Below are 22,524 nucleotides of genomic sequence, written 5' to 3'. Positions count from 1 at the left end.
TTCGCTATGTCTGACGACATTTTCATGGGTTCGCCTTCGTCAGCGGGCGGACAGGGTGTACTACGCTCCATGCAGGAGGTTGCAATGAGTTCCCAGGAAGCCAGCAAGATGCTGCGTACATACAATATTGCCTGGTGGGGTAATAATTATTACGACGTCAATGAATTAGGCCACATTAGCGTGTGCCCGGACCCTGACGTCCCAGAAGCGCGTGTCGATCTCGCCGAACTGGTAAAAGCCCGTGAAGCACAGGGGCAACGTCTGCCTGCGCTGTTTTGCTTCCCGCAGATCCTGCAGCATCGTCTGCGCTCGATTAACGCGGCGTTCAAACGTGCACGTGAATCATACGGCTACAACGGCGACTACTTCCTGGTTTACCCGATCAAAGTTAACCAGCATCGCCGTGTTATTGAATCGCTGATCCACTCTGGCGAACCGTTAGGTCTGGAAGCGGGTTCGAAAGCGGAACTGATGGCGGTACTGGCGCACGCGGGTATGACCCGTAGCGTGATTGTCTGTAACGGCTATAAAGACCGCGAATACATTCGCCTGGCGCTGGTCGGTGAGAAGATGGGCCATAAGGTCTATCTGGTTATCGAGAAGATGTCTGAAATCGCCATCGTGCTGGAAGAAGCCGAGCGCCTGAACGTCGTGCCACGCCTCGGTGTTCGTGCACGTCTGGCCTCCCAGGGGTCCGGTAAATGGCAGTCTTCCGGCGGCGAGAAATCCAAGTTTGGCCTGGCGGCAAACCAGGTGCTGCAACTGGTGGAAATTCTGCGCGAGCGCGGTCGTCTGGATAGCATTCAACTGCTGCATTTCCACCTTGGTTCGCAGATGGCGAACATTCGCGATATCGCTACCGGCGTACGTGAATCAGCCCGTTTCTACGTTGAACTGCATAAACTTGGCGTAAATATCCAGTGCTTCGATGTGGGTGGTGGTCTGGGTGTGGACTATGAAGGGACCCGCTCGCAGTCCGACTGCTCTGTGAACTACGGGCTGAACGAATACGCCAACAACATTATCTGGGCGATTGGCGATGCCTGTGAAGAACATGGCTTGCCGCACCCGACGGTGATCACCGAATCTGGACGTGCTGTTACTGCACACCATACCGTACTGGTGTCGAACATTATCGGCGTTGAACGTAGCGAACACACCGAAGCCACACCTCCGGCTGAAGATGCTCCGCGCGCCCTGCAAAGTATGTGGGAAACGTGGCAGGAGATGCACGAGCCGGGTACCCGTCGCTCGTTACGTGAATGGTTGCACGATAGCCAGATGGACTTGCACGATATTCACGTCGGCTACTCTTCAGGCACTTTTAGCCTGCAGGAACGCGCATGGGCTGAACAGCTCTATCTGAATATGTGTCACGAAGTGCAGAAACAACTCGACCCGAGCAACCGCGCGCATCGTCCGATTATCGACGAGCTGCAGGAGCGTATGGCGGATAAGATTTACGTCAACTTCTCTCTGTTCCAGTCGATGCCGGATGCGTGGGGTATCGATCAGTTGTTCCCGGTGATGCCGCTGGAAGGGTTGAACCAGGCCCCTGAACGCCGGGCGGTTCTGCTGGACATTACCTGTGATTCCGATGGTGCTATCGACCATTACGTTGACGGCGACGGAATTGCCACCACCATGCCGATGCCGGAGTACGATCCGGAGAACCCGCCGATGCTGGGCTTCTTTATGGTGGGGGCTTATCAGGAGATCCTCGGTAACATGCACAACCTGTTCGGTGATACCGAAGCGGTTGACGTGTTTGTCTTCCCTGATGGCAGTGTCGAAGTTGAGTTGTCTGACGAGGGCGATACTGTGGCAGACATGCTGCAGTACGTGCAGTTGGACCCGAATACTCTGCTGACGCAGTTCCGTGATCAGGTGAAAAACACCGATCTGGATGCGGAGTTGCAGCAGCAGTTCCTCGAAGAGTTCGAAGCAGGGCTGTACGGATATACCTATCTCGAAGACGAGTAACGGTAAATGCTCAGTGGTGTTGCGCTTACCGGAGCTACGAAAGTAGGCCGGATAAGGCGAAATCGCCATCCGGCAGTCAGATTCAGAGAGGGCGGCATTTACGGCGCTCACTTGAATCCGTACAAATTAACGGCGATAATTCGCCCATACAAGTAGTCACGTAAATCAATCCCTTCCTCGTCGGGCTTAACGACGCGGAGGGGATTTTTTTTCACCGATTTTATAAGAGGTCAGTACATGAGCACCTTAGGTCATCAATACGACAACTCCCTGGTTTCTAACGCCTTTGGTTTTTTGCGTCTGCCGATGAACTTCATGCCATACGACAGTGATGCCGACTGGGTAATCACCGGCGTACCATTTGATATGGCAACATCTGGTCGTGCGGGCGGGCGTCATGGTCCGGCGGCGATCCGTCAGGTTTCCACTAACCTGGCCTGGGAACACAACCGTTTCCCGTGGAATTTCGATATGCGCGAACGTTTGAACGTCGTGGACTGCGGCGATCTGGTTTACGCGTTTGGCGATGCCCGTGAAATGAGTGAAAAGCTGCAGGCGCATGCTGAGAAGCTGCTTTCTGCTGGTAAGCGCATGCTCTCTTTTGGTGGTGACCACTTTGTCACACTGCCGCTGCTGCGCGCTCACGCGAAGCACTTTGGCAAAATGGCGCTGGTGCACTTTGATGCGCATACCGACACCTACGCCAACGGTTGTGAATTTGACCACGGCACGATGTTCTACACTGCGCCGAACGAAGGGCTGATCGATCCGAATCACTCTGTGCAGATTGGTATTCGTACCGAATTCGATAAAGACAACGGCTTTACCGTACTGGATGCCTGCCAGGTGAACGATCGCAGTGTGGATGACATCATTGCGCAGGTTAAGCAGGTAGTTGGTGATATGCCGGTATACCTGACCTTTGATATCGACTGCCTGGATCCTGCGTTTGCCCCAGGTACCGGTACGCCGGTAATCGGCGGTCTGACTTCCGATCGTGCAATCAAACTGGTACGTGGTATGAAAGATCTGAACATCGTCGGCATGGACGTTGTAGAAGTGGCTCCGGCTTACGATCAGTCAGAGATCACCGCACTGGCCGCAGCAACGTTAGCGCTGGAAATGCTGTATATCCAGGCGGCCAAAAAAGGCGAATAAGTTGTTTTTGCCGGATGGCGCTGCGCTTATCCGGCCTACAGGTATTCACCCGCTGTAGGCCGGAAAGGCAACGCCGCATCCGGCACGATTAACGGTTATTTGATCCCGTCCGCGCTCATGCGATCGCGAATATGTTGCGCACGTTCTGCGGATGCCGGGTGATCGTCAAACATTGAGCTTTGACGTCCTGCCTCCAGTTTTGCCAGTTTCTCAAAGCTGGTGGCTAAACCCGCCGGGTTGATGCCGCGCTTGCGCAACAAATCATACGAGTAATCATCTGCTTCGGATTCCTGGCGTTGAGAGAACTGTGAATTCACCAGTTTCTCACCAAGATCGCCCAGTTGTGATTGCGACAGGCTGCCGACGATGCCGCCCGCAGATGCCGCCGCAGCACGCACGGCGTTGGTTCCTAGCGCAACCTGCATACCTTTTTTCACGTGACCCAGCGCAACGTGACCCATTTCGTGGCCGATGACTGCTTCAACTTCGTTATCCGTCATCATATCCATCAGGCCGCTGTACACGCGGATACAGCCGTTTGCCATGGCAAAGGCATTCACATCTTTCGCCATATAGACTTTGTAGTTCACTGGCTGACCGTTAATGTTGTCGCCAAGCGCAGTGGCGATTTTGCTAAGACGCGTCGCATATTCGCTGCCAGTTGGGGCTATGGTAGCTTTGCTGTCCATATCCTTACAGGCCTGATCGCTGAGCGCTTTCACCTGAGCATCGCTCAGGCTGTAGGCCTGAAAAGCCTCTGCGCCAGAAGAAAGCAGTCCATTGGAGTCCATATTCTGGCAACCGGTCAATGCCGTCGCCATGCTCATAGCAAGCAGTAAAGCGCGAATTTTCATGTTTTCTCTTCCGCACAAAGTCAGGATTATTCTAAAAATTGCGTCGTTTGCAGGTAAACCGACGCTCAGCCTAAGTATAAAGAAAAGAACAATAAGCGGGCGAGTAGATTGCGCAACATGCGCGCATGATCCAGAGATTTCTGAAACAGTAAAAGGATGCTCCATGTACATGACACGCGGCTTGGGTTACATTGTTGGCACTTTTTTCCGGCGTAGCCCAAAACGCTCTGTCGTCAAGTCGTTAAGGGCACGGCCTTCATTATCCGATCTGGAGTCAAAATGTCCTCACGTAAAGAGCTTGCCAATGCTATTCGTGCGCTGAGCATGGACGCAGTACAGAAAGCCAAATCCGGTCACCCGGGTGCCCCGATGGGTATGGCTGACATTGCCGAAGTCCTGTGGCGTGATTTCCTGAACCACAACCCGACTAACCCGTCCTGGGCTGACCGTGACCGCTTCGTGCTGTCCAACGGCCACGGCTCCATGCTGATTTATAGTCTGCTGCACCTCACCGGCTACGATCTGCCGATGTCCGAGCTGCAGAACTTCCGTCAGCTGCACTCCAAAACCCCGGGACACCCGGAAGTCGGTTACACCGCAGGTGTGGAAACCACGACAGGTCCTTTGGGTCAGGGTATTGCGAATGCAGTGGGTATGGCTATTGCTGAAAAAACACTGGCGGCGCAGTTTAACCGTCCGGGCCACGACATTGTTAACCACTTCACTTATGCGTTCATGGGCGACGGCTGCATGATGGAAGGTATCTCTCACGAGGTATGCTCCCTGGCTGGTACGCTGAAGCTGGGCAAACTGGTGGCGTTCTACGATGACAACGGTATCTCCATCGATGGTCACGTTGAAGGCTGGTTCACCGATGACACCGCGAAGCGTTTTGAAGCTTACGGCTGGCATGTGGTTCGTGGCGTTGATGGTCACGATGCTGACGCGATTAAGCGCGCCGTTGAAGAAGCCCGTGCGGTCACCGATAAACCGTCCCTGCTGATGTGCAAAACCATCATCGGTTTCGGTTCCCCGAACAAAGCTGGCACCCATGACTCTCACGGTGCGCCGCTGGGCGATGCTGAGATCGCGCTGACCCGCGAACAGCTTGGCTGGAAATACGCGCCGTTTGAAATCCCGTCTGATATTTACGCGCAGTGGGATGCGAAAGAAGCCGGTCAGGCAAAAGAAGCGGCATGGAACGAGAAGTTCGCTGCTTATGCAAAAGCCTTCCCGCAGGAAGCCGCTGAGTTCACCCGTCGTATGAAAGGCGAAATGCCGTCTGATTTCGACGCGAAAGCGAACGAATTCATTGCTAAGCTGCAGGCGAACCCGTCCAAAATCGCCAGCCGTAAAGCATCCCAGAACGCGATTGAAGCGTTTGGTCCGTTGCTGCCTGAATTCCTTGGTGGCTCTGCCGACCTGGCGCCATCAAACCTGACTATCTGGTCTGGCTCTAAAGCGATTAACGAAGATGCTGCCGGTAACTACATCCATTACGGTGTACGTGAATTCGGTATGACCGCTATCGCCAACGGTATCTCTTTGCACGGTGGTTTCCTGCCGTACACCTCCACCTTCCTGATGTTCGTGGAATATGCCCGTAACGCGGTGCGTATGGCTGCGCTGATGAAACAGCGTCAGGTCATGGTCTACACCCACGACTCCATCGGTCTGGGCGAAGATGGCCCGACTCACCAGCCGGTAGAGCAGGTCGCTTCTCTGCGTGTGACCCCGAACATGAGCACATGGCGTCCGTGTGACCAGGTTGAATCCGCTGTGGCGTGGAAATACGGTGTTGAGCGTCAGGACGGCCCGACCGCGCTGATCCTCTCCCGTCAGAACCTGGCGCAGCAGGAACGTACTGCAGAACAGCTGGCGAACATCGCTCGCGGCGGCTACGTGCTGAAAGACTGTGCCGGTCAGCCGGAACTGATCTTCATCGCGACCGGCTCTGAAGTTGAGCTGGCGGTGGCTGCATGGGACAAACTGACTGCTGAAGGCGTGAAAGCGCGCGTGGTATCCATGCCGTCTACTGATGCTTTCGATAAGCAGGATGCCGCTTACCGCGAATCCGTACTGCCGAAAGCGGTCTCTGCGCGTGTGGCAATTGAAGCCGGTATCGCTGACTACTGGTTCAAATACGTGGGCCTGAATGGCGCAATCGTCGGGATGACCACCTTCGGTGAATCTGCACCGGCAGAACTGCTGTTTGAAGAGTTCGGCTTTACCGTCGACAACGTCGTCGCGAAAGCAAAAGAACTGCTGTAATTACGATTACAGATAAAACGGGTCGCTTAGGCGGCCCGTTTTTTTTGCTTATCAGAGCCGTTCCGGGTACAAATGCCCGGACTCGAGCCGCACCATGCGTGAAAAGTGGCGCTGTGAAAACGCCGGATCATGACTTATCGCGACGACGCTGGTTCCTCGTGCGCGACACACCGCAAGCCAATTTTCGAATACGCCCAGCCAGCGTGCGTCAAAATCCCGGCTGGGCTCATCAAGCAGCAAAATGGCGGGTGCAATAGCCTCCAGACTGGCAACAGCGACCATGCGACGCTGCGCGGTATGCAAATCCAGTGGATGGGCATCGGCAACGTCTTCTAACTGGCAGAGTTGCAGTGCGGCTGCAGTGCGTTGCGCAATTTCTGTTGCAGGGCGCTTCTGCAATCGCAATCCGAAAGCCACTTCCTCTGCCACCTTGCTATGAAAGAGTTGATTTTCAGCTTCCTGAAACAGGACGCCGAGCGATTTAGCACGCTCCCGGTTTTTTAGTTGCGCAATCGGACGGCTCTGCAGGGTGATTGTGCCGGACGAAGGGGACAGTAGTCCGGCCATGACGCGCAGCAATGTGGATTTTCCGGCACCATTATCGCCTGTTAAGGCCAGCCATTCCCCTTCTCTGAGTTCAAGCGAGATAGTGCGCAAGCAGTCATCGGCGGCGTTCGGCCAGCGATAGCTGACCTGGTTAAGCGTTAGCATATTGGCGAGAGTGCTCCGTCATGCAGTCGCCACGCCTGCTGGCAGTAGCTGAGAAAAGGGGAATGATTGCGCTCGAACAACACAATCAATGCTTGATGTTCCTGTGCCCATTGTTGCAGTCGCTCCAGTAGCATCGTTGTTGCCTGTGCCGTCAGGCGGCTGAACGCTTCATCGAGAATCAATATCTTCGGCTGCATGGCGAGTGCACTGGCAATCACCACCCGTTGGGTTTCGCCACCGGAAAGCGATCCTGGATGGCGATGACGTAGTGGCTGACATGCTGTCAGTGTGAGCGCAGCGTCAATTCGACGCATAATTTCAGCCCCGTCCAGACAGAGGTTTTCCGGGCCAAATGCCACTTCTTCCTCAACGCTAAAAGTACAACCGGACAGTTGCAGATAAGGTGATTGTTGTACAAGTTGGATGGTGCATGATTGTTCAACAAGCGACAATTGTCCGACAGGATTGCCCAGCAGTGTTCCTTTACCTTCGATCTTCCCGGGAAGAAAATCGGGGTACCAGCCTGCTATCAGTTGCGCCAGTGTACTTTTTCCGCTGCCATTATCGCCAAAGATAGCCACCATACCGGGGTCAGCGTAGTGGAAATTGAAGAGGGCGGGCGGACGTGTGGCATGCGCCGGAAGATAGCAAAACTGTTCTAACGTAACCATATCCAGACTCCTGTTTCGACCACCATCAGTACGACCATGGCGTAGCGTGCCAGGCGCTGGACGGTGCTGTCTGGCGGTGCCCACAGCGTGGTACGTGTACGATGCAGGCGAAACCCCCGCATATCCAACGCCGCACCGCGTACAACCAGATCGTTGAGCGCATTATGGGTAAGAGGCACAATCAATGCGGGCATGGCACGTAAACGTTGGTGCCAGCCCTCATCCAACGGCACGCCGCGTGCGCGCTGGGCTTCATGAATAATCGCTAACTGATGTTTTAGCTGTTCGACGACCAGTAATGGCCCTGCAAACAGGTAGGCCACACCTGGTGGCAGACGGGAAGCAAACAGGGCGCGCATAAATCGTGAGACCGGAACGTACTGCATCCATAGTTGTGACGTGGATACGATGGCCAGGATCCGTAGCCAGAGCGTAATGGCATTTGTCCAACGCTCGGGTTCGCGTGGTCGCCCACTGATCCATTCGGTAAGCCATCCGCCATGTACCAGCCACAGCCCCAGGCCGAAGGGGATCACCAGCCATACGACATACTTCGCCCGCGGTCGTGTCGCCCTCATACACAGCAAGCAGAGAAAGGTTGCTGTGCTGTACAGGCTAAGTGGTACTCCTGCTGGTAACAGGAGTGTGGTGCAGGCGGCGAGCGCCCACAGCGCTAACGACGTAAACGGATGCATTTAGCGTACAGCAGACATCGTTGGAAAATGACGAGTCGTGCGTAACGGAAGCTGACGCAGCAGTACCCAGACGATCACCGCCGTCAGAATTTTATCGACCAGATTCGCACTGAGCACCGTGATAGCAACAGATTCAACCAGGTTCTGGCCGACGGAATGCATCCAGGCGACAAATAAATCAGCACCGCTGCCGGTGACGCCACCAAACAACGTGGTGCGGATAGGCACGGCAACAAGCGTGACGGCCAAGGTGATGATCACGCCGCTGACGACCACTTTGGGTAAGGTGCGAAACCAGCCAGCCCGCGCCAGCCAACCGGCAACCAGGCCGATAACCATCGCTACGGGAGCGAAGGCGGCGGCAATTGGATCGGTCAGCAGTCCCCACAGCAGATTCGTGAGCAAGCCGGTCAACATCCCCACAACCGGGCCTAACAGTACCGCGCTAATTAAGGTGCCAATGGAGTCGAGAAAAATGGGCAATTTCAACATACTGATAAGCTGCCCCCCGACCATGTTGATAGCGATAGCAATGACAATCAGAACCAGAGACTGGCTGGAAAATTGGCGACGCGCCATAGAAGACCTCTTTTAGGTGAAGCGTTAGCGGGATGAAATAACCAGTTCGTCATAACCGGAAACGGCGCAGGGTTGACGACTAAATGCCAGACTTGTTAGCTCGCCAATGACCAGTTCCAGTGTGGTTCGCACAGTACAGCCTGCCATCATGTGGCCCCCCAGCATGGCGCCTTGTGGATCGGACACCGCAAGATGGAGGTGTTCGCCAGTAAGTTCCAGCGTGCCGTTCAGGGAGATGACTTCCCAGGTACCGGTGAGTAATGTGGTTTCTTCACGTCCGGCGTAGCGTAACGCGACGTTGGTCAGGCTTCCGGTACAACCTGCTATCCATGCCGCCTGCAACTGGTGTTGTTGGACAAAGGCATGTAGCTGAGAAAAGACTTCCTGACCGGGTAACAAACGCAGCGCATGAAAGCGAACTTCAGATGATTGAGGATTGAATGTAGCCATTATTGAGGGACTCCGAGACTCGGACGTAGCGCTGATAATATAGACGCAGGTTAGGGAGCTTTCTGATATAAATCAGGATTTGTGACACGGCAACGAAATAATCTTGCTACGCTTATTCGCAATTCTGGAATATGGAATAAATTTAGCACTGAAGGGCTTTAAAATGTGACGCAAGTCAGATAACTGTGTTCTGTTGCTGGACAATCATTCCTTTTATTCCTTGTTTCGCTTATTCTAGCTGAAGCGTTTCAGTCGATTAAATGTTCGACAATTAATCAATTAGTCGCAGTTTGCGACAGGTAAGGTTTCCCTGAGCGGTTTGCTGCATTACTCTGTCAGCCACATCGTTTCTGAGAAATCCTTGCAGGAGACCTATGACCGTACGCGTAGCGATTAATGGTTTCGGTCGCATCGGACGTAACGTGGTTCGTGCTTTGTATGAATCCGGGCGTCGGGCGGAAATCACCGTGGTGGCTATCAACGAACTGGCGGATGCCGCAGGCATGGCGCATTTGTTGAAATATGACACCAGCCATGGGCGTTTTGCCTGGGATGTTCGTCAGGAACGTGACCAGCTCATCGTTGGCGATGACGCGATTCGCATTCTGCATGAGCGAACCCTTGATGCGCTTCCGTGGCGTGAATTGGGCGTCGACGTTGTGCTGGACTGCACAGGTGTCTTCGGCAACCGCGAACACGGCGAGGCGCACATTGCCGCTGGTGCTAAAAAAGTGCTCTTTTCACATCCTGGCAGTCACGACATCGACGCAACCGTTGTGTTTGGCGTTAACCAGGATCAACTGCGCGCTGAGCACCGGATCGTCTCCAACGCCTCCTGCACCACGAATTGTATAATTCCCGTCATTAAATTGCTGGATGATGCTTATGGCATCGAGTCTGGTACCGTCACGACGATCCACTCCGCGATGCACGATCAGCAGGTTATTGATGCCTATCATCCCGACCTGCGTCGCACGCGAGCGGCTAGCCAGTCGATCATCCCGGTTGATACCAAACTGGCGGCAGGTATCACACGAATTTTTCCGCAATTTAACGATCGTTTTGAAGCGATTGCAGTACGTGTACCGACCATTAATGTGACGGCGATCGACTTAAGCGTGACGGTGAAAAAACCGGTAAAAGCCAGTGAAGTCAACCAGTTGCTGCAAAAAGCAGCACAAGGTGCATTTCATGGTATAGTTGACTATACGGAATTACCGTTGGTCTCTGTAGATTTTAACCACGACCCGCACAGTGCCATCGTTGATGGTACGCAAACGCGCGTGAGTGGGGCTCACCTGATCAAGACCCTGGTCTGGTGCGATAATGAATGGGGCTTTGCTAACCGTATGCTCGACACAACGTTAGCGATGGCTGCTATTGGTTTCAGGTAAGGCGCGTGAGCGCTTGCAAAACTTTAAGAATCAACGAGAGGATTCACCATGTCTGTAATTAAGATGACCGATCTGGATCTTGCTGGTAAACGTGTTTTTATCCGTGCGGATCTGAACGTACCAGTTAAAGAAGGGAAAGTAACCAGCGATGCGCGTATTCGTGCCTCTCTGCCAACCATCGAGCTGGCCCTGAAGCAGGGTGCAAAAGTGATGGTAACTTCCCACCTGGGTCGTCCTACCGAAGGCGAGTACAACGAAGAATTCTCTCTGCTGCCGGTTGTTAACTACCTGAAAGACAAACTGTCTGCTCCGGTTCGCCTGGTAAAAGATTACCTGGACGGCGTTGAAGTCGCTGCCGGTGAACTGGTTGTTCTGGAAAACGTTCGCTTCAACAAAGGCGAGAAGAAAGACGACGAAGCGCTGTCCAAAAAATATGCTGCACTGTGCGACGTATTCGTCATGGACGCTTTCGGCACGGCTCACCGTGCACAGGCTTCCACTCACGGTATCGGTAAATTCGCTGATGTAGCGTGTGCGGGTCCGCTGCTGGCTGCTGAGCTGGATGCACTGGGTAAAGCACTGAAAGAACCGGCTCGTCCGATGGTGGCTATTGTTGGTGGTTCTAAAGTTTCTACCAAACTGACTGTTCTGGACTCCCTGTCTAAAATCGCCGACCAGCTGATCGTAGGCGGTGGTATCGCCAACACCTTCGTTGCCGCTCAAGGCCACAACGTGGGTAAATCTCTGTACGAAGCTGACCTGGTTGATGAAGCTAAGCGTCTGCTGACCACTTGTGACATCCCGGTTCCGACTGACGTTCGCGTAGCGACTGAATTCTCTGAAACTGCACCGGCTACGCTGAAATCCGTTAGCGATGTGAAAGAAGACGAGCAGATTCTGGATATCGGCGATGCTTCTGCACAGCAACTGGCTGACATCCTGAAGAATGCGAAAACCATTCTGTGGAACGGCCCGGTTGGTGTGTTTGAATTCCCGAACTTCCGCAAAGGTACTGAAATCGTTGCTAACGCGATCGCAGACAGCGAAGCGTTCTCTATCGCAGGCGGCGGTGACACCCTGGCAGCAATCGACCTGTTCGGTATTGCTGACAAAATCTCCTACATCTCTACTGGCGGCGGCGCATTCCTCGAATTCGTGGAAGGCAAAGTCCTGCCAGCAGTAGCGATGCTCGAAGAGCGCGCTAAGAAGTAATTCAGTTCAGGCGGGGTGACCCGCCTGTTTTTCAGCGCGCTTAAACGCTCGCGAACCTTCTTCAACGGTCGAAGATACAGATACAGGACTACGTAACATGTCTAAAATTTTTGATTTCGTAAAACCGGGCGTCATCACTGGCGACGACGTTCAGAAAGTTTTCCAGGTAGCTAAAGAAAACAACTTTGCTCTGCCAGCTGTTAACTGCGTTGGTACCGACTCCATTAACGCCGTTCTGGAAACCGCTGCAAAAGTTAAAGCGCCGGTAATCGTACAGTTCTCCAACGGTGGTGCTTCTTTCATCGCGGGTAAAGGCGTGAAGTCCGACGTTCCTCAGGGCGCTGCAATCCTGGGTGCTATCTCTGGCGCACATCACGTTCACCAGATGGCTGAACACTACGGTGTTCCGGTTATCCTGCACACTGACCACTGCGCGAAGAAACTGCTGCCGTGGATCGACGGTCTGCTGGACGCGGGTGAAAAACACTTTGCTGCAACGGGCAAACCGCTGTTCTCTTCTCACATGATCGACCTGTCTGAAGAATCTCTGGAAGAGAACATCGAAATCTGCTCCAAATATCTGGCGCGTATGTCCAAAATGGGCATGACTCTGGAAATCGAACTGGGTTGCACCGGTGGTGAAGAAGACGGCGTGGACAACAGCCACATGGACGCTTCTGCCCTGTACACCCAGCCGGAAGACGTTGATTATGCGTACACCGAGCTGAGCAAAATCAGCCCGCGTTTCACCATCGCTGCTTCCTTCGGTAACGTACACGGTGTGTACAAGCCAGGCAACGTGGTTCTGACTCCGACCATCCTGCGCGATTCTCAGGACTATGTTTCTAAGAAACATAACCTGCCGCACAACAGCCTGAACTTCGTGTTCCACGGCGGTTCCGGTTCTACTGCTCAGGAAATCAAAGACTCCGTAAGCTACGGTGTAGTGAAAATGAACATCGATACCGATACCCAATGGGCTACCTGGGAAGGCGTTCTGAACTACTACAAAGCCAACGAAGCTTACCTGCAGGGTCAGCTGGGCAACCCGAAAGGCGAAGATCAGCCGAACAAGAAATACTACGATCCGCGCGTATGGCTGCGTGCTGGTCAGGCAACCATGATCACCCGTCTGGAACAGGCTTTCAAAGAACTGAACGCGGTTGACGTTCTGTAATTTACGCCGTTCTACGTGACATGAGGCCCGCATATGCGGGCCTTTTTTATTGCCATTTCAATGTGCTGCTGACAGAGAATTCTGTGATCTGTTTGGCAAAATTCGGGTTTATTGTTTACCCTTGTCAGGTTGCCCGCCCCGGTGGGGTGGCTTTATTTCTCCCGTTTGGGTAAGCAAAAAAGGAATAGTAAATGGAAGATTTGAATGTTGTCGACAGCATAAACGGTGCGGGCACCTGGCTGGTCCGCAACCAGGAACTGCTGCTGAGCTATGCCGTCAACATCGTTGCGGCCATCGCCATTGTTATTATCGGTATGATTGTGGCGCGAATCGTTTCGAACACGGTTAACCGCCTGATGGTAGCGCGTAAGATTGATGCGACCGTAGCCGACTTCCTCTCTGCGCTGGTGCGCTACGGGATCATTGCGTTCACGCTGATTGCCGCCCTCGGACGCGTTGGGGTGCAGACGGCTTCGGTGATTGCCGTTCTCGGTGCGGCAGGTTTAGCCGTTGGTCTGGCATTACAAGGTTCGTTGTCGAACCTTGCCGCTGGCGTACTGCTGGTGATGTTCCGCCCGTTCCGTGCGAGTGAGTATGTTGACCTCGGCGGCGTAGCCGGAACCGTGCTTAACGTGCAGATATTCTCCACTACCATGCGTACCGTGGATGGCAAGATTGTTGTGATCCCAAACGGCAAAATCATCGCCGGGAATATCATCAACTTCTCTCGTGAACCGGTTCGCCGTAACGAATTTATTATCGGTGTAGCCTACGATTCCGATATCGATCAGGTGAAGAAAATCCTTACCGATATCATCCAGTCTGATGATCGTATCCTGAAAGATCGAGAAATGACGGTGCGTCTGAATGAGCTAGGGGCTTCCTCCATTAACTTTGTGGTACGTGTCTGGAGTAACAGCGGCGACCTGCAAAGTGTCTACTGGGATGTGCTGGAGCGTATTAAACGTGAGTTCGATGCCAACGGTATCAGCTTCCCATATCCGCAGATGGATGTGAATTTTAAGCGCGTGAAAGAGCGCGCGGCCGAGTAATCTTTTCCGTACTACGGTGCCGGATGGCGCTTCGCTTATCCGGCCTACTCAGATTTCTATACTGTAGGCCGGATCAGGCACAAGCCGCCATCCGGCATTTTCTCCCCAGGTATTAATTCCTCTTATCCCTGATTAATATTATCAATTTCCGCTAATGATTTTCCCGCGCTATAGTCTTCGCTTAAGAGAAATAGCTCGGGATAAATAACGTGATATCTTATTATTTTCAAGGTCTTGCGCTTGGTGCGGCCATGATCCTTCCACTTGGACCGCAGAACGCTTTTGTGATGAATCAGGGTATTCGTCGCCAGTATCACATCATGATTGCCTTACTTTGCGCTATCAGCGACTTAGTGCTGATCTGTGCCGGTATCTTTGGGGGGAGTGCCTTGTTGATGCAGTCGCCGTGGTTGATGGCGCTGGTGACCTGGGGTGGGGTGGCGTTTTTGCTCTGGTATGGCTTTGGAGCGTTAAAAACGGCGATGAGCAGTAACCTGGAGCTGGCTAGTGCCGAGGTGATGAAGCAGGGCCGCTGGAAAATCATCGCCACCATGCTGGCGGTGACCTGGCTAAACCCACATGTCTATTTGGATACTTTTGTGGTCCTGGGCAGCCTTGGCGGCCAACTGGACGTGGAACCTAAGCGCTGGTTTGCACTGGGAACCGTCAGCGCATCGTTCCTGTGGTTCTTTGGTCTGGCACTGCTGGCAGCCTGGCTGGCCCCGCGTCTGCGTACTGCTAAAGCCCAGCGCATTATCAATACGCTGGTGGGATTAGTGATGTGGTTTATCGCTTTTCAGCTGGCAAAAGAAGGTGTTGCGCACGTTCATGCGCTGTTCAACTAAGTGTTGTCTGATGGACAATGCGGCGAGATCGGCTAAGCTTGCCTGCATGCGCCCTGAGTTTAGGGGTATATGTAACATGGAGGAACGACAGTGAAGTTCAAAGTCATCGCCCTGGCGGCATTAGTCGGATTCAGCGCACTATCGGTACAGGCAAACGAATTGCCCAATGGACCACACATCGTGACTTCCGGAACGGCAAGCGTCGATGCGACACCTGATATTGCCACTCTGGCAATTGAAGTGAACGTAGCGGCGAAGGATGCAGCATCTGCGAAAAAGCAAGCCGACGAGCGTGTGGCGCAGTATCTTTCCTTCCTTGAGCAAAACCAGATAGCGAAGAAAGATATTAGCGCCGCCAATCTGCGTACACAGCCGGACTACGACTACCAGAATGGTAAAAGCGTACTGAAAGGCTACCGTGCGGTACGTACTGTTGAGGTTACGCTGCGTCAGTTGGATAAGCTGAACGCCCTGTTGGATGGCGCGCTGAAAGCGGGTCTGAATGAGATCCGCTCGGTATCGCTGGGTGTGGCTCAGCCAGATACCTACAAAGACAAGGCGCGTAAAGCCGCAATTGATGATGCCATTCATCAGGCTGAACAGCTGGCGGCGGGCTTCAATAGCAAACTTGGCCCGGTGTACAGTGTGCGCTACCACGTTTCCAATTATCAGCCGAGCCCGATGGTACGGATGATGAAGGCAGACGCGGCACCTGCTGCATCGGCTCAGGAAACCTACGAACAGCCGGTCATTCAGTTTGACGATCAGGTTGATGTGGTCTTCCAGATCGAACCCGCGGCGGGTCAGCCAGCAGCAGCGCCTGCCAAAACGCAGTAATCTTTTCAGACCCGGCTTATCCGCCGGGTTTTTTCTGTGAACAACTGTAAAAATGCGACTGCATCGCGAGTCTTTTTTTTGTCTTGATGAGGATATGCCGTAGTGATTTTATGAGGTGACTATGGATATTTTTATCTCGAAAAAGATGCGCAATTTTATTCTGCTGGCGCAAACGAATAACATCGCCAGAGCGGCAGAAAAAATACACATGACCGCATCGCCGTTTGGCAAAAGCATTGCTGCACTGGAAGATCAAATCGGCTATACGCTGTTTACCCGTAAAGATAACAACATCAGTCTGAACAAAGCCGGTCAGGAGCTGTATCAGAAATTATTTCCCGTCTATCAGCGGCTATCTGCTATTGATAACGAAATCCATAATGCCTCTCGTCGCTCGCGGGAAATCGTCATCGGCATCGACAACACCTACCCAACCATTATTTTTGACCAGCTGATTAGCCTTGGCGATAAGTACGATGGTATCAGCGCCCAGGCTGTCGAGTTCAGTGAAAATGGGGTGATTGATAATCTGTTCGACCGACAACTTGATTTTATTATCTCGCCGCAACATGTGTCTCCCCGGGTGCAAGAGCTGGATAATCTGGCAGTAAGTGAATTACCGCCGTTACGCCTGGGGTTTCTGGTATCCCGGCGTTACGAAGAAAAACAACCACAGGATTTGCTGCGTGAGCTGCCCTGGTTGCAGATGCGCTTCCAGAATCGCGCCAACTTTGAGGCGATGCTGGATGCTTACATGCGTCCCTGTGGGATCAACCCGACGATTATCTATCGCCCGTACAGTTTTATGGCCAAGATCAGCGCCGTGGAGCGGGGGCAGTTTCTGACGGTCATCCCGCATTTTGCATGGCGACTAGTGAATCCGGCCAAGTTGAAATATTTCGATGCTCCCGGCAGCCCAATGTACATGCAGGAGTTTCTGTATTCGCTGAAAAACCATCGCTACACCGCCACAATGCTGCAGCATATCGCTGAGGATCGTGACGGTACGGCAACTTAACCCAGCATGGAACCGGTCTCGATAAGATTGCGATGCAGATCAAAGGCATGACTGAGATCGTGATGAATATGCCCGCCGGGCGCTTTTTCCAGATAGTGGTGCAGGTAGTCCCGGTACAGGGGATGAGCACAGTTGTCGATGATGGTATGTGCCCGTTGCAGAGGAGATAACCCGCGCAGATCGGCAATGCCCTGTTCAGTGACAATCACTTTCACGCTATGTTCGCTGTGATCGACATGGCTGCACATCGGCACAATAGTGGATATTTTCCCGCCTTTGGCGATCGACGGAGCCATAAAGATCGACAGATAGGCGTTACGTTCGAAATCGCCGCTGCCGCCAATACCGTTCATCAGATTGACCCCCGCGACATGCGTGGAGTTAGCATGACCATAGATATCAAACTCCAGGCCGACATTAAGCGCAATCACCCCCAGACGACGGATAATCTCCGGGTTATTGGAGATCTCCTGCGGGCGCAACACTATCCTGCTGGTGAAGAAATCCATGTTGTCGTAGATCTTCTGCAGCGATGGGGCGGAAATCGTCAGGCTTGAGGCGCTGGCACCGGTTACTTTCCCTGTTTCCAGCAGATACACCACCGATTCCTGCAACACCTCTGAATACATCATAAAGGGCGGGATATCCGGGTTCTCACCCAGTCGCGCCATCACTGCGTTATTGATATTGCCAACGCCACTCTGAAGGGGCAAAAACTCAGGTGGAATTCGCTTGTGCGCCATTTCTGCCAGCAGAAAGGTGACCACGTTATCGGCTATTTGTTGGCTGACCGGGTTGGTTTTATCTGACGCATTACCGGCATCTGGCAGTTCGGTATCCACTATCGCAACGACCTTTTTCGGGTCTATCTGCACGCACTGTGTCCCGACACGATCCATGGTATGAAAAATGGGCACGCTGTTCCGCCGTGGTGGTGCGCCTGGAATAACAATGTCGGCAAGCTCTGCTACGCGCGGGTTATGGTAGTGGTTCAGTTCGATTACCACTTTTTTTGCCCGCAGCAGCCAGGTTGGCGCATTGCCTATCCCGCTTGTGAGCCAAATCCGTCCATCTGGCGCGATGGCTGAAGCTTCAATAACGGCAATATCGATCTCGCCAAAAAAGCCGTAATTGACCATCTGCGCAACCTCACTCAGATGGAGATCGACAAACCTCACCTGGCCCTGGTTAATTTTCTCGCGCAGGCCGGAGGAGGTTTGATAAGGCGCACGCCAGGAAACGGCATCTGCCTCTGATAATGCATCGTCAGCGGCAGCGCCGATTGACGCCCCAGTCAGCAAGCGAATCTGAAAGGGCTGCCCGGCCTGATGCTGTTCGCAGGCGCGTCGGGCAAGCGCTGTCGGCAATGCTTTTGGTGAGCCTGCTGGTGTGAATCCGCTAAATGCCACCATATCATCGTGTTGGATAATTTCTGCCGCTTCTTCAGCGCTCATCCGTTTCATGGCTCTCTCCTTTCTCTGACCGCAATTAGTGGCCGACAAAATTCGGTTTACGTTTTTCCATAAACGCATTCATCCCTTCCTGATAGTCCTCGCTGTCGTACACCGCGCGACGCATACCCTGAATACGCTCGAACTCGTCGGAATTCATGGTGTGTGCTTCACCCAGCACGCGTAGCTCTTCTTTGATAACGGCGATCGCCAGTGGCGCTTTTTCTGAGATGTGGTGCGCCATTTGCAAAGTGAAATCTTCCAGTTCGTCGACGGGGACGACATGGTTAAGGATCCCGACGGCCATGGCGCGTTGTGCTGTAATGGGCGAGGCGGTAAAAATCAGCTCTTTCACGATGTGAAAGCCTGCATCACGGGTCAGGTTGTGGATGCCCACCAGATTATAGGGCACACCAAGGTTGACTGGCGTCATCGAAAAGGTGGACGTTTCAGCGGAGATAATCAGATCGGAGCTCATGATCATTTCAAATGCACCACCCCAGACGCTGCCTTCAACCATGGAAATCACGGGTTTCGGGTATTTTTGGATCATGCGGGTTATCTGACGCAGCGGATCGTCATAGGAGAGGGGATCGCGACGTCCGGTTGGGAGTTCATGAATGTCATGCCCGGCAGAGAACACTTTTGCCCCGCTTGGTGCGCGCAGAATAATGCAGCGAATTTCCGGACGATTGAGATCGCTCAGCGCCTGTATCAGATCGTCGATAAATACTTTGCTCAGGGCATTGAGCTTGCGGGCATAGTTGAATTCAATGACCGCGACTTTCTGGATGATGACAACGTTGACGTATTGATAAGACATAATGTTCTCTTTATTCAAAGTAATGATGCTGGATAAATTCGCTGATGTGTCGCAGCCCGGTGCGCGGCGAAAGATCATTGTTTTTCACGGACTGTAGCGTTTGCTGGAAGTAGTGGTCGAAGTCCGCACAGGCAAACAGCAGATGCAGCGCTTCTTCTTCAGCTTGTTTCTGTATCCACTCAACTGCCTGTTGTTGACGCACTTTTTCCAGCCGACCGCTGGTGGTAAGACGCGTTTTGAAGTCGGTTATCGTCTGCCAGATTTCCTCGATGCCTCGCTTTTCGAGCGCACTACAGGTCAGAACCTGCGGCTGCCACTCGTCATACTTGTGGCGCAGAATATGCAGGGCGGATTGATACATGTGGCGGGTAATGGCGACGTTGCTGCGGTTATCACCATCATCTTTGTTGATTACGATCAGGTCAGCCATCTCCATAATCCCTTTCTTGATGCCCTGTAGATCGTCACCGCCACCGGCAATCTGCAACGAGATAAAACAATCAACCATCCGGGCCACTTCGGTTTCGGACTGCCCGACACCGACGGTTTCCACAATCACCACGTCAAAGCCCGCCGCTTCGCACAGCAGCATTAACTCACGCGCGCGCTGGCTGGCGCCGCCTAAATGCCCGCCGGAAGGCACCGGGCGAATGAACGCGGATTCTGCGCGTGCCAGCTCGTTCATCCTGGTTTTATCGCCAAGAATACTGCCGCCGCTAACCGGGCTGCTGGGATCAACGGCAATAACTGCTACCCGCAATCCGTGGCGGATCAACAGCATACCGAACGCTTCCAGAAAGGTGCTTTTTCCTGCACCCGGCGTACCGGTAATACCCAGACGTAAGGCATGACCGGTGAACGGCATAATGGCGTCCAGTAATTGCGTACTCAGCGGCTGGTGGCGCGGGTGGCTACTTTCGACCAGCGTCATCGCCTGCGCGAGCGTGGCGCGCTCACCCAGGCGCAGGCGCCGGACGGTATCCTCAAGCGTGGCGGCGTTAATCATGATGTTGGCTAATGCGGGTTAACACATCGCGGACGCTGTCGAGCATTGGCGTACCTGGGCCATAAATGGCTGCCACGCCATGCTCGTGCAGGAAGGCGTAATCCTGCGGCGGGATAACCCCTCCCGCGACCACGCAAATATCTTCGCGCCCCCAGTTTTTGAGCGCGGTGACCAGTTCCGGGATTAGCGTTTTATGACCTGCTGCCAGTGATGATGCACCAATCACATGCACATCGTTTTCTACGGCCAGGCGGGCAATCTCTTCCGGTGTGGAGAACATCGGGCTGAGATCAACATCGAATCCGAGATCGGAGTAGGCGCTGGCGATCACCTTCGCGCCGCGATCGTGGCCGTCCTGGCCCATCTTGGCGATTAGAATGCGCGGGCGACGGCCATGCTCAGCCAGAAATTGCTCCGTTTGCGCAACGATAGCGTCAAACTCATCGGCGGATTTATCAGACTGGTGATAGCTTTGCGCAATCACGCCGGTAACGCACTGGCTGGGAACCAGATAGCGGTCAAAGGCAACCTCCAGCGCGTCGGAGATTTCACCCAGCGTGGCGCGAACACGGGCGGCGTTAATCGCCGCGGCCAACAGGTTTTCATTGTGCTGTGCGGCGTGGGTCAGCGCTGACAGTGCAGTTTTGACGGCATCATTGTCACGCGTTGCGCGGATATGCTGCAACGAAGCAATCTGCTCGTTACGCACCTTCACGTTGTCGATCTCCAGCACCGACGTCTCGTCTTCTTTATCCAGCTTGTACTTGTTCACGCCAACGATGACGCGCTTGCCCTGGTCGATCAGCGATTGTTCACGTGCCGAGGCTTCTTCGATCATCCGTTTCGGCAACCCGGCTTCGATCGCTTTCGCCATGCCGCCGACTTCATCGATCTGTTTGATGATCGTGCGTGCCTGCTTAACGATGTGATCGGTGAGCGATTCGACGTAATACGATCCGGCCAGCGGATCGACGGTGCGGCAGATCTCCGATTCTTCCTGAATGATGATCTGCGTATTGCGCGCAATGCGCGCGGAGAAATCAGTGGGCAGGCCGAGCGCTTCATCAAAGGCGTTGGTATGCAAAGACTGTGTACCGCCGAGTGTGGCACCGAGTGCTTCGATGGTGGTGCGAATGACGTTGTTGTACGGATCCTGCTCGGTCAGGCTCCAGCCGGATGTCTGACAGTGGGTGCGCAGGGCTAAGGATTTCGGGTTGGTCGCGCCAAAACTGCTGACCGCTTCGCTCCACAAATAACGCGCTGCGCGCAACATGGCGACGTTCATGAACAGATCCATGCCGATACCGAAGAAGAATGACAGGCGCGGGGCAAAGTCATCAATTTTCAATCCTGCAGAGAGTGCGGCTTTGATGTATTCAATACCGTCAGCCAACGTAAATGCCACCTGCTGCACGCAGTTCGCGCCGGCTTCGCCCATGTGGTAGCCGCTGATGCTGATGGTATTAAAGCGTGGCATGTTGCCAGAACACCAGGCGATGATGTCGGCGATAATGCGCATCGAAGGTTTTGGCGGATAAATGTAGGTGTTGCGACACAGGTATTCTTTCAGAATATCGTTCTGAATGGTCCCGGTGAGCTGTTCCGGCGTTACGCCTTGTTCTTCTGCAGCGACGATGTAAAACGCCAGTACCGGCAGCACTGCGCCGTTCATGGTCATTGATACCGACATCTTATCCAGCGGGATCTGGTCGAATAGTATCTTCATATCTTCGACGGTATCGATCGCTACGCCCGCTTTGCCGACGTCACCCGCCACGCGCGGGTTGTCAGAGTCATAGCCACGATGAGTGGCAAGATCAAACGCGACGGAGAGCCCCTTTTGTCCGGCAGCGAGGTTGCGGCGATAAAACGCATTCGACTCTTTAGCAGTTGAGAAACCGGCGTACTGGCGAATGGTCCACGGCTGCGCGGTATACATAGTGGCGCGTGGGCCGCGCACGTAAGGCGGCAGGCCGGGGAGAGTACCTGTTACTTCCAGATTATCGAGATCGGCCTCGGTATACAGCGGCTTGATGGCAATCCCTTCCGCCGTTTGTCTTTCCAGAGATTCGACGGTTTTTTCCCGGCGACTGAGTTCTTTATTGGCGAGTGTTTGCCACTCCTGTACGTTTGCCATTTTTTGCTCCGTATTACGCAATAAGTTGAATCTTTACGAATACGGTGAGCTTTTTCCGTCAGCTTGTCGCCAGCAAAAAATAGCCAACAGGGCGTCGTTTTTTGCCGCATGGTGTGTTTGGTTTTGTGATGTATTTCAAAGACGTGGTATGAATAACATGAAAAAGCGGTAAGAGGGGGAGGCCGGATAAGGCGTTACGC

20 protein-coding genes are annotated in these 22,524 nt (G+C 53.6%); 10 read left to right on the top strand and 10 right to left on the bottom strand.

Annotated features, from left to right (window positions below):
- Positions 1-6 precede the first annotated feature (6 nt).
- Positions 7-1,983, top strand: a complete 1,977-nt coding sequence (gene speA / locus NNO08_RS03205) for a biosynthetic arginine decarboxylase (RefSeq protein WP_137382625.1) — start codon at positions 7-9, stop codon at positions 1,981-1,983.
- Positions 1,984-2,220: 237 nt separating this feature from the next.
- Positions 2,221-3,141 (top strand): agmatinase, encoded by a 921-nt coding sequence (gene speB, locus NNO08_RS03200; RefSeq protein ID WP_271441203.1) that lies wholly within the window; start codon positions 2,221-2,223, stop codon positions 3,139-3,141.
- Positions 3,142-3,236: 95 nt separating this feature from the next.
- On the opposite strand, the gene NNO08_RS03195 is transcribed toward speB, so the two are convergent.
- A complete protein-coding gene (locus tag NNO08_RS03195; RefSeq protein WP_271456180.1) occupies positions 3,237-3,995 on the bottom strand; it encodes a M48 family metallopeptidase in 759 nt (252 codons plus the stop codon).
- 279 nt (positions 3,996-4,274) lie between these two features.
- On the opposite strand from NNO08_RS03195, the gene tkt reads away from it, so the two are divergent.
- Positions 4,275-6,266, top strand: coding sequence for a transketolase (gene tkt / locus NNO08_RS03190; RefSeq protein WP_202037803.1), 1,992 nt, complete (start codon positions 4,275-4,277; stop codon positions 6,264-6,266).
- A 51-nt stretch (positions 6,267-6,317) separates the two neighbouring features.
- Here the strand turns inward: tkt and NNO08_RS03185 are convergent, their stop codons facing one another.
- From NNO08_RS03185 to NNO08_RS03165, 5 genes are read right to left on the bottom strand one after another with little or no spacing between them, the layout of a single operon-like run.
- Positions 6,318-6,977: an ABC transporter ATP-binding protein gene (locus NNO08_RS03185; protein WP_271456179.1), complete on the bottom strand. Its 660-nt coding sequence runs from the start codon at positions 6,975-6,977 to the stop codon at positions 6,318-6,320.
- On the bottom strand, positions 6,971-7,648 hold the full coding sequence (locus NNO08_RS03180; RefSeq protein WP_271456178.1) for an ABC transporter ATP-binding protein: 678 nt from the start codon (positions 7,646-7,648) through the stop codon (positions 6,971-6,973). Before NNO08_RS03180 ends, NNO08_RS03185 begins: the two co-directional genes overlap by 7 nt.
- On the bottom strand, positions 7,636-8,343 hold the full coding sequence (locus tag NNO08_RS03175; RefSeq protein WP_271456177.1) for an energy-coupling factor transporter transmembrane component T: 708 nt from the start codon (positions 8,341-8,343) through the stop codon (positions 7,636-7,638). Before NNO08_RS03175 ends, NNO08_RS03180 begins: the two co-directional genes overlap by 13 nt.
- Positions 8,344-8,922, bottom strand: a complete 579-nt coding sequence (locus NNO08_RS03170; protein ID WP_271456176.1) for an ECF transporter S component — start codon at positions 8,920-8,922, stop codon at positions 8,344-8,346.
- Between the two features lie 24 nt (positions 8,923-8,946).
- Positions 8,947-9,372 carry a PPC domain-containing DNA-binding protein gene (locus NNO08_RS03165; RefSeq protein WP_271456175.1) on the bottom strand — a complete coding sequence of 142 codons (426 nt, stop codon included), beginning with the start codon at positions 9,370-9,372 and terminating at the stop codon, positions 8,947-8,949.
- A gap of 374 nt (positions 9,373-9,746) precedes the next feature.
- Between NNO08_RS03165 and epd the strand changes: the two genes are divergently transcribed.
- The 7 genes from epd (at position 9,747) to srsR (ending at position 16,907) form a co-directional block, all read left to right on the top strand.
- The gene (epd, locus tag NNO08_RS03160; RefSeq protein ID WP_271441207.1) at positions 9,747-10,766 is read left to right on the top strand and encodes an erythrose-4-phosphate dehydrogenase; all 1,020 of its coding nucleotides are present in this window, start codon (positions 9,747-9,749) and stop codon (positions 10,764-10,766) included.
- A 48-nt stretch (positions 10,767-10,814) separates the two neighbouring features.
- The gene (gene pgk, locus NNO08_RS03155; protein WP_003027032.1) at positions 10,815-11,978 is read left to right on the top strand and encodes a phosphoglycerate kinase; all 1,164 of its coding nucleotides are present in this window, start codon (positions 10,815-10,817) and stop codon (positions 11,976-11,978) included.
- Positions 11,979-12,075: 97 nt separating this feature from the next.
- Positions 12,076-13,155 carry a class II fructose-bisphosphate aldolase gene (gene fbaA / locus NNO08_RS03150; protein WP_003027029.1) on the top strand — a complete coding sequence of 360 codons (1,080 nt, stop codon included), beginning with the start codon at positions 12,076-12,078 and terminating at the stop codon, positions 13,153-13,155.
- Between the two features lie 191 nt (positions 13,156-13,346).
- Positions 13,347-14,207: a small-conductance mechanosensitive channel MscS gene (locus NNO08_RS03145; protein ID WP_271454887.1), complete on the top strand. Its 861-nt coding sequence runs from the start codon at positions 13,347-13,349 to the stop codon at positions 14,205-14,207.
- A 209-nt stretch (positions 14,208-14,416) separates the two neighbouring features.
- A complete protein-coding gene (gene argO, locus NNO08_RS03140) occupies positions 14,417-15,052 on the top strand; it encodes an arginine exporter ArgO (protein ID WP_032940461.1) in 636 nt (211 codons plus the stop codon).
- Positions 15,053-15,142: 90 nt separating this feature from the next.
- Entirely contained in the window at positions 15,143-15,889 is a 747-nt protein-coding gene (locus NNO08_RS03135; RefSeq protein WP_271441208.1) for an oxidative stress defense protein, read from the top strand.
- 121 nt (positions 15,890-16,010) lie between these two features.
- Positions 16,011-16,907: a LysR family transcriptional regulator SrsR gene (gene srsR, locus NNO08_RS03130; RefSeq protein WP_271456174.1), complete on the top strand. Its 897-nt coding sequence runs from the start codon at positions 16,011-16,013 to the stop codon at positions 16,905-16,907.
- Here the strand turns inward: srsR and NNO08_RS03125 are convergent.
- The 4 genes from NNO08_RS03125 to scpA are packed head-to-tail and all read right to left on the bottom strand — an operon-like array spanning position 16,904 to position 22,324.
- Positions 16,904-18,370 carry an acetyl-CoA hydrolase/transferase family protein gene (locus NNO08_RS03125; RefSeq protein ID WP_271456173.1) on the bottom strand — a complete coding sequence of 489 codons (1,467 nt, stop codon included), beginning with the start codon at positions 18,368-18,370 and terminating at the stop codon, positions 16,904-16,906. The genes srsR and NNO08_RS03125 overlap by 4 nt on opposite strands.
- A 25-nt stretch (positions 18,371-18,395) precedes the next feature.
- Entirely contained in the window at positions 18,396-19,181 is a 786-nt protein-coding gene (gene scpB, locus NNO08_RS03120; protein WP_137382640.1) for a methylmalonyl-CoA decarboxylase, read from the bottom strand.
- 10 nt (positions 19,182-19,191) lie between these two features.
- A complete protein-coding gene (gene meaB, locus NNO08_RS03115) occupies positions 19,192-20,187 on the bottom strand; it encodes a methylmalonyl Co-A mutase-associated GTPase MeaB (protein ID WP_271456172.1) in 996 nt (331 codons plus the stop codon).
- The gene (gene scpA / locus NNO08_RS03110) at positions 20,180-22,324 is read right to left on the bottom strand and encodes a methylmalonyl-CoA mutase (protein WP_271456171.1); all 2,145 of its coding nucleotides are present in this window, start codon (positions 22,322-22,324) and stop codon (positions 20,180-20,182) included. The genes meaB and scpA overlap by 8 nt, the downstream gene beginning before the upstream one ends.
- Positions 22,325-22,524 lie beyond the last annotated feature (200 nt).

Origin of the sequence: Citrobacter sp. Igbk 17, from assembly GCF_028069775.1 — a bacterium.
Taxonomy (GTDB): Bacteria; Pseudomonadota; Gammaproteobacteria; order Enterobacterales; family Enterobacteriaceae; genus Citrobacter.
This window is presented reverse-complemented; position numbering and strand designations above follow the sequence as displayed.

What these genes read in the sequence shown, in the direction of transcription:
- speA (WP_137382625.1), top strand. Translation starts at nt 7, where the DNA reads ATGTCTGACGACATTTTCATGGGTTCGCCTTCGTCAGCGGGCGGACAG.
- speB (WP_271441203.1), top strand. Translation starts at nt 2,221, where the DNA reads ATGAGCACCTTAGGTCATCAATACGACAACTCCCTGGTTTCTAACGCC.
- NNO08_RS03195 (WP_271456180.1), bottom strand. Translation starts at nt 3,995, where the DNA reads ATGAAAATTCGCGCTTTACTGCTTGCTATGAGCATGGCGACGGCATTG.
- tkt (WP_202037803.1), top strand. Translation starts at nt 4,275, where the DNA reads ATGTCCTCACGTAAAGAGCTTGCCAATGCTATTCGTGCGCTGAGCATG.
- NNO08_RS03185 (WP_271456179.1), bottom strand. Translation starts at nt 6,977, where the DNA reads ATGCTAACGCTTAACCAGGTCAGCTATCGCTGGCCGAACGCCGCCGAT.
- NNO08_RS03180 (WP_271456178.1), bottom strand. Translation starts at nt 7,648, where the DNA reads ATGGTTACGTTAGAACAGTTTTGCTATCTTCCGGCGCATGCCACACGT.
- NNO08_RS03175 (WP_271456177.1), bottom strand. Translation starts at nt 8,343, where the DNA reads ATGCATCCGTTTACGTCGTTAGCGCTGTGGGCGCTCGCCGCCTGCACC.
- NNO08_RS03170 (WP_271456176.1), bottom strand. Translation starts at nt 8,922, where the DNA reads ATGGCGCGTCGCCAATTTTCCAGCCAGTCTCTGGTTCTGATTGTCATT.
- NNO08_RS03165 (WP_271456175.1), bottom strand. Translation starts at nt 9,372, where the DNA reads ATGGCTACATTCAATCCTCAATCATCTGAAGTTCGCTTTCATGCGCTG.
- epd (WP_271441207.1), top strand. Translation starts at nt 9,747, where the DNA reads ATGACCGTACGCGTAGCGATTAATGGTTTCGGTCGCATCGGACGTAAC.
- pgk (WP_003027032.1), top strand. Translation starts at nt 10,815, where the DNA reads ATGTCTGTAATTAAGATGACCGATCTGGATCTTGCTGGTAAACGTGTT.
- fbaA (WP_003027029.1), top strand. Translation starts at nt 12,076, where the DNA reads ATGTCTAAAATTTTTGATTTCGTAAAACCGGGCGTCATCACTGGCGAC.
- NNO08_RS03145 (WP_271454887.1), top strand. Translation starts at nt 13,347, where the DNA reads ATGGAAGATTTGAATGTTGTCGACAGCATAAACGGTGCGGGCACCTGG.
- srsR (WP_271456174.1), top strand. Translation starts at nt 16,011, where the DNA reads ATGGATATTTTTATCTCGAAAAAGATGCGCAATTTTATTCTGCTGGCG.
- NNO08_RS03125 (WP_271456173.1), bottom strand. Translation starts at nt 18,370, where the DNA reads ATGAAACGGATGAGCGCTGAAGAAGCGGCAGAAATTATCCAACACGAT.
- scpB (WP_137382640.1), bottom strand. Translation starts at nt 19,181, where the DNA reads ATGTCTTATCAATACGTCAACGTTGTCATCATCCAGAAAGTCGCGGTC.
- meaB (WP_271456172.1), bottom strand. Translation starts at nt 20,187, where the DNA reads ATGATTAACGCCGCCACGCTTGAGGATACCGTCCGGCGCCTGCGCCTG.
- scpA (WP_271456171.1), bottom strand. Translation starts at nt 22,324, where the DNA reads ATGGCAAACGTACAGGAGTGGCAAACACTCGCCAATAAAGAACTCAGT.